Raw genomic sequence first — 6,774 nt, forward strand, 5'->3', positions numbered from 1 at the left:
CATTTTGTTTGTGGTGAACTAATTGTAAAACGAGTTATCGACTATGTCTATTATTATATAAAAAAACTGGAAGATGAAGTTTTGAATATTACTTCCCCTCCAGTTTTAGTATAGAGCCATAAAAATGATGTTCATTTTTTATATTACAGATGATTATGTTGGTGATCAGAAAGAGTAATCTGTATTACGAGTAACAAAAATATTTGTATATTGATTATGGAATTGGAGTATATATTTCATAAATGATTTGTCAAAATTTGAGTTAGTTATAAATTGTGCATTCAATACAAGTGCATAACTACGAAATTACAGTTATCATAATCTGTTATTGTAAAAGATGATAAATCTATTTGGCATGTGTCATGATAATGATGTAAACGTCTTAAAAACATGATAGTTAGCTAAGATGGGAAGATTGTAAAATAAAATTTCTATCTATTGTAGTTAGAAACATTTTTTATGGTTGTTAATGATCTCGTAATAAAGCAAGAATAATTTATAGATCTCTTTGATTGAGACAGTTTGCGTATTTTCTGAATCAGTTTATAAATCTATTTAGGTTCTAATAAATCTCAGAGGATTTTTATAAAAAATAATTTTTAAGATTTGTATACAATATGTAAGCAACTCACGAAATCTATTAGCGTTTTAGGTAGTCTCTTTAAACATATTATTTTGTGAGAATAATTGAGATGAGATACAAAAATAAGAATCAATTATCGAGAAATCATCATAAATCAATAGATCATTTATTAATGATTATTATTGAAATTGATATTTGTCGAAAATGACGAATGAATTTTTTATATATGATAAGAATATATTAAATAATTTATTTCTCTTTATTGATTTCAAAATATATGTGAAAGATAAATTATGGTCAAAACAAATGAAATTATTGAAGCACAAGGCGTAATAAGTATTTACATATGAATTTATAAGTTTAAGAGATATTGCTAAATATAAAAATGATGAACTAAATGAAGTTATTAGAAATGGGTAAACATTAGATATACAATGAAATTTTTAGATTTATGGGAAACTCTTAATAATTCTGATTTGAAAATCAGAAAGATATGGAAGAAGTGGTATGGCTTTTGATTTTGCATCGAGGATTTCTGCAGAATTTAAGATGATTATTATTTCAGATTAACTGAAAATTTTAAGTTCTCGTTCTCTTGGAATGTGCATAGAGAAATATCTAAAATCAATTATAGAATTCATACAGATGCAATCAAGATATTTTTGTGAAAAGATTTAAAAAATGAACAATTGAATTGTAAGTATGCAAAATAGTAAAACAATGGAGAATTGAAAATCTCAAATTAACAGGGTAATATTTGATATTTTGTTTCTATTGATGAGTTATTAGCTTTAGCAAAGATGGAAAGTTATCGTGCTATTTGAATAGAAAAGGAATTTCTCAAAAAGAAAGAATTAAGAAAACTTGCTAGAAAATAGATAATATCTCTAGAACAAATGAATGATTCTTAATTATTGCAGGATAAAGTATCTAAATACTTTAAAAATAAAAAAAGCTCTGAATTTCAGAGCTTTTCATATGTTTCATAGTTTAAATTATTTACTAGCTTCTTCGATAGATACTGCGAATGACTTTTTTATAGATTATATTAAGGCTCAGTAAGTCTATTTCAACCTGTAGAAGTTCTTATAAATCAATAATTAATTCAATAATATAAAATATATAAAACCCTGTTAGTAACGTGTTAGTAATTCACGAAATTTTTTATCAACCCACAAGGTCTTATTAATTCTATAGAATGCCTGTTACACTATTCGGCTGTAACTACAGAAAGTGTATTTTTTCTATTTCACTGATTAGTTCCTCTATATTTCTATGAGTATACACTTTTTCAGTAATATCACGTATTTCATGACCAACAATTTTTTTCAAAATATAATCATTAATTTTGCATTTTTTAGCATAAGTGATAAATGTATGTCGTGTTTCATGCGGAGTATGATGCATGTTTAATGCTGTCATTACTTTTGAAAACCTTCCTCTATATCTATCATAGGAGAGAGGTGTATATTCATGTTCAAAAGCATTATAGTCATTAAACAAATATTCATTATCAGGGTTATATTTTTTCTTAATTATTGATTTGATTTCTGATTTAATTGGGACAATTCTATTTGTTCCAGCTTTTGTTTTAGTACCACCAATAATGTAACCTTCCTCTAAATGGATATTTTCATTTTTGATACTTATTAATTCTATGGGTCTAAATCCTGTGTAAATTCCTACTAATATCATATCAGCGAAAGGAAGATCTTCTGTATGTTCCCACATCATTTTGATTTCATTATGAGAGAAAGGAATTTTTTCTTTTTTTCTTTCAACTTTAATTGAATTACATAGTTCAGCATAATTTTTATTAACGATATCATACTTTAAAGCATATCTATATATTAAATTATACATTGATTTCATTCGTGATTTTGTTGCATCTCCCACATCAGCATTTTCTATGACTCCTTCAAGATGATTAGGTCGAATGTCTTTAAAACGCATGTTGTGTAATGGCTTTGAATGATTGAATGCTGCTGTGCATGTTCTAATCGAAGACTTATTATTTAATTTTTTAAAATGTTCTTCTGACCATTTCTCATATAATTCAGCAAAAGTAATAGATTCAGTTTGAATATCATAAGGATTTTCATGATAATTAGTAAGAGCACTTAATGCTTCTTTTTTTGTACAATAATAACCTAATATCATTTTCTCTCTTTTGATATTGTTTTTGACTCGCACATATCCTTTAGTCAAAACAACCATATAAGGATTTCTTCTATTTCCTTTCAATTTATAGATACTTCCAAATCCGTTTGGTAATTTCATTGCTACCACTCCTTTCGCTGCTATTATAGAATAGAAGATATAAGAAATGAAATGTATAAAAATTCTATGAGTACATTTGACAACTACTCCGTGTATATATATCCTGTATATTCATATAATTTTTTAGGTGAAACATAATATGAATATTCCGAAGATCCTTCTTTTCTATATGCAACACCAATTGGAAGCCATTTTTCTTGAATTCCAATTCTTACAAATTGCTTATCTTTTTTCATTATCTTAGCTACTTCAGAGATAGGTACATTGTTGCCACTGAACTGTATAATATCTTGTTTGATCATAACTCTAATTTCCTCCTTTTCTTATAGGTATAAGTCCAAGACTGATTTTTAGACGTTTATCTAAAATTTTCATATATTTAGGGGATAACTTTCCTATATATTTAATAATACGTTTTTCATCAATAACTTTAATTTGTTCCATCATCACCAATGAATCATATTTCAGACCAACATGTTTTGGAATAACATAATGTGTTGGAAGGTGATGTTTGGAATGGGCTTTACTTGTAATACAGGCTACCAATAGGGTAGGGGAATATTTATTACCTACATTATTTTGAACAACTAATACTGGTCGGATACCTCCTTGTTCAGAGCCGAATGGCTTATCTAGATTTGCTAGATAGATTTCTCCACGTTTGATATGCATACTTGTTCCTCCTTTATGTAAGCATCAGATAATATTTACAATTATCTGATGTGATTTTTTTTATGAATCATAGTTTTCTATTTATCCCTGATAACCCGAAAACTAGAGGGAATCCTATTGGACAAGATATGGCTAGTATCTTTCACAGAAATTTCATCTTTGTGTGGTATCTCACACAACTGCATTGCAGGAGTATCATGATCCCTCATCTTATTTCATTGCTGAATGATTGCCAGTCATTTTTACATTGAGATGTTGATCGCTCACTATAAAAATATGATTATATATTTTTTATAGGTCATGGCGTATCCAATGAATAGCTCATAAGATGGGAACGTATCCAATAGGTGTTATTCGGTTTTCAAAGAGCTAGATTCAAAGGGATTAATACCCCCTCACTATATATGCGTTTTGATAACCTCATTTTCGCCATTTTTATAAAACTTTTTTTAATTTTTTTATTCTTTTATAGATTTGATTGGTTGTTAGTCCAGTTATTTTTGAAATTTCCCTAATAGAATAGCCTTGAATTTTCAACATTATTATTTCCAATATTTTTTCATCACTATTTTTTAGATACTCATATAATGCTTCATTTTCAATATCATCCAACAAATCATTTAGTGATAAGTACTGTTTTTTATCATAGATAGATCGATTGATAAAAAAGTTATCATCAAAAAGCAAATGTCTAGTTTTATATCTTCTATCAGCTTTGAACTGTTCATAATCATAATCTCTTAATTGATTGATAAGTGCTTGAGGAACGCTTAATGCTTTTAAAATTTCTTCTTCTTTTTCTTTCCAAGCATACCATTTTTTATACTCATTTTTATAATTATAATTCATAGTGACATTACCTTGAAATTCTGATAATTTCATTCATGACTTGAAATAAAGAAGATAATTCAACCAAATCTACATCGTAATGATTGCAAAAGCATTCAAAATCATTACATACTGATATATCAGAAGAAATAATGCTTTTTGAGATAATCATGATTTGATCAATAGAACGTGCTCTGATTTTTTGAATAATACATGATTCTTTAAATGAATTAAAATTGAGTTCCTTTCCTATAAAACGATACGTTCCGCATAATATTGCTTTGGATAAATCAATATTTTCCCTAATTAGTTTTTCTTGGTACTGAAGCACCTCCTTTGCAAATGGTGATGGATTAGCTTTTACAAGCACAAGTATTTTTGTTTTCGCCATATTCATGGTCTCCTTTCTGAGAATTTCATTCTCACTAGGATTCGTTACTGTTTGACGAGTTTAACAAATGATTTTTTAAAAAAAGAAGAATTTTTTTCTTCCTCCAGTTTAATGCTTGTTGAGATATATTTAATTTCTTAGCAACTGATGCTTCAGTTTCTTCCTTAAAAAATATTGAATATATAATAAAATATTGTTCATCATTCAATAATTTTATGGCTTTAGATAGATTATGTAGTAATTCTTTTTTATTGATTTGTTCAATATAATATCTATCCATATCTATAATACTATTTAGCATAAAATCTTCTTCATAAGCTATTTGAGAAAGTCCTTGTTTTCTTTTTATGGATCTGTACGTTTTCATATAATCAGCTTTGTATAGTCTATATACTTCTATGGGAACTTCTATAAATTTCTTTCCGCTCTTAATAAAGTACTTTTTATTATTATTTATTTTAATCTCTTTAAAATCTCTTTTTTTATAATCAAATATAATCACACATTGTTACTCCTTTCTTTGAATTTGATTTCAAAGAAAGGAGGGAGGCGGTCGAGGATAAAAAAAGAAGAAATTAATAGAATAGTATAAAAATAATCTATTAATTTCTTCATGGTTAAATGTTTTATATTTAAATAAACTAAGTAAGAACTCGACATCAGCAAGATGAATTATAATAAAATAAGCTTTTTTTAAAACATAACATCGAGAAACGTATCGATAAAAATAGATGTATATGATAACCATCAGAATTTTTCCCCCCTTAACTCTATTTAGTAAAGAATTCAGTTTATGTCTTATGTCAATAACAGTATTTCCTTCTGTGCTAAGGGTTTCTATCAGATGAATTTATAAATTACAATATGTAAAATATATTTTTATATATAGCTCTAATGCACTTATTTCTTAAAGAGACTAATTATAAAGATTATTACTATATAGTTTTTCTTTGGAAAAAATTAGCAATATTTTTGTTAAAAAGAGTAAAAATAGAATATAATTTATCCTTTTAAAGGATAATGATAAGAATTTGTTGTAATATAAGTGAGGGTATAAGTAGAATGAAAAGTAAAATATTTTTAATATAAACATGTAGAAATCCACAAATATTTTGTAGTAAATTTTATAAAATTAATTTTATTAGTTGTTTTCTATTTCTTAATTGGTATATTATTTGATGGAGGTAATTAAAGTGAATAGGATTAGAGAAATAAAAAATTTGAATAAATTAAAATATAGTTTGCATAAACAATGGATTTGGGGGAATAAAGAAAATTTTTATCTTAGTCAAGACTATTTGCAAAAAATTAATTTTAGTATTCAAGATTTAAATAAAGAAATCCAATATTTATCTAAGCCAACTATGAAGGATGTAATATATGTTATCGTATTGATTGATTGGATAAATGAATCTATAGAAAAAATTCAACAGCTTTTAAAAAAAGGATTAGGAAATAATTATATTTACCAAGATTTAGACCTAGTATTAAAAGCAAAGGGATATTTAAGAGCGATACGTTCTTTTGTTGTTGCACATCCTTTAAGTACAAATCGTCATAAAAAATATGGTTTAGATGGAGATTTTATATGTGTTGATATAAGGTCAAAGACTTCTCCATTCGTTAAAATGGATGCTTATAAAAATCAATGGTTTTATTTAAGCGTTGATGGTATGAAAAGTAATGCAATAGGTCAGCCTATTGACTTTGTTTTGTATGGATATTCTCAAAGCATCGATCAAAATAAGTTTTATAAATATATTGGTGTTAGTTTTTCAGATCTATATGGTGTTGCAGAATTGTTGGTTGATAGTTTATATGAACTAGATAAGAATTTGAAAAATTTAAAAAAAGAAGTTATAAAAAAGTGAAACAATCAAACGAAATTTTAATTATATTTTTTTCATAGACCATCTGAGCCACTTGTAATACTTTCTTGTTTTAACTCCTTTTTTTCGGAGTCTATCCTCTGGTTTAGAAGTCATCATTTTTTTGATTAATGTATAATGACATTGATAAT

The 6,774-nt window shown here is 26.4% G+C and carries 7 protein-coding genes; 1 reads left to right on the forward strand and 6 read right to left on the reverse strand.

Features of this window, described 5'->3' with window-relative positions:
• Window positions 1–1,807: 1,807 nt before the first annotated feature.
• The 6 genes from B5E75_RS13730 to B5E75_RS13755 all read right to left on the reverse strand — a co-directional run bounded on the left by B5E75_RS13730 (window position 1,808) and on the right by B5E75_RS13755 (window position 5,256).
• On the reverse strand, window positions 1,808–2,863 hold the full coding sequence (locus B5E75_RS13730; protein ID WP_087360403.1) for a tyrosine-type recombinase/integrase: 1,056 nt from the start codon (window positions 2,861–2,863) through the stop codon (window positions 1,808–1,810).
• Window positions 2,864–2,946: 83 nt separating this feature from the next.
• On the reverse strand, window positions 2,947–3,165 hold the full coding sequence (locus tag B5E75_RS13735; protein WP_164483545.1) for a hypothetical protein: 219 nt from the start codon (window positions 3,163–3,165) through the stop codon (window positions 2,947–2,949).
• A 4-nt stretch (window positions 3,166–3,169) separates the two neighbouring features.
• The gene (locus B5E75_RS13740) at window positions 3,170–3,535 is read right to left on the reverse strand and encodes a type II toxin-antitoxin system PemK/MazF family toxin (RefSeq protein WP_087360406.1); all 366 of its coding nucleotides are present in this window, start codon (window positions 3,533–3,535) and stop codon (window positions 3,170–3,172) included.
• 435 nt (window positions 3,536–3,970) lie between these two features.
• Entirely contained in the window at window positions 3,971–4,384 is a 414-nt protein-coding gene (locus B5E75_RS13745) for a sigma-70 RNA polymerase sigma factor region 4 domain-containing protein (RefSeq protein ID WP_143746975.1), read from the reverse strand.
• 7 nt (window positions 4,385–4,391) lie between these two features.
• Complete coding sequence (locus B5E75_RS13750; protein ID WP_087360412.1) at window positions 4,392–4,754, reverse strand: hypothetical protein; 363 nt, start codon at window positions 4,752–4,754, stop codon at window positions 4,392–4,394.
• Window positions 4,755–4,788: 34 nt separating this feature from the next.
• Window positions 4,789–5,256 carry a sigma-70 RNA polymerase sigma factor region 4 domain-containing protein gene (locus B5E75_RS13755; protein WP_087360415.1) on the reverse strand — a complete coding sequence of 156 codons (468 nt, stop codon included), beginning with the start codon at window positions 5,254–5,256 and terminating at the stop codon, window positions 4,789–4,791.
• Window positions 5,257–5,947: 691 nt separating this feature from the next.
• Between B5E75_RS13755 and B5E75_RS13760 the strand changes: the two genes are divergently transcribed.
• A complete protein-coding gene (locus tag B5E75_RS13760; protein WP_087304891.1) occupies window positions 5,948–6,625 on the forward strand; it encodes a hypothetical protein in 678 nt (225 codons plus the stop codon).
• Window positions 6,626–6,774: the final 149 nt, after the last annotated feature.

The organism is Massiliimicrobium timonense, from assembly GCF_002160865.1.
GTDB lineage: Bacteria > Bacillota_I > Bacilli_A > Erysipelotrichales > Coprobacillaceae > Allocoprobacillus.

Coding starts and splice junctions, on each gene's coding strand:
- B5E75_RS13730 (WP_087360403.1), bottom strand. CDS start 2,863: ATGAAATTACCAAACGGATTTGGAAGTATCTATAAATTGAAAGGAAAT.
- B5E75_RS13735 (WP_164483545.1), bottom strand. CDS start 3,165: ATGATCAAACAAGATATTATACAGTTCAGTGGCAACAATGTACCTATC.
- B5E75_RS13740 (WP_087360406.1), bottom strand. CDS start 3,535: ATGCATATCAAACGTGGAGAAATCTATCTAGCAAATCTAGATAAGCCA.
- B5E75_RS13745 (WP_143746975.1), bottom strand. CDS start 4,384: ATGAATTATAATTATAAAAATGAGTATAAAAAATGGTATGCTTGGAAA.
- B5E75_RS13750 (WP_087360412.1), bottom strand. CDS start 4,754: ATGGCGAAAACAAAAATACTTGTGCTTGTAAAAGCTAATCCATCACCA.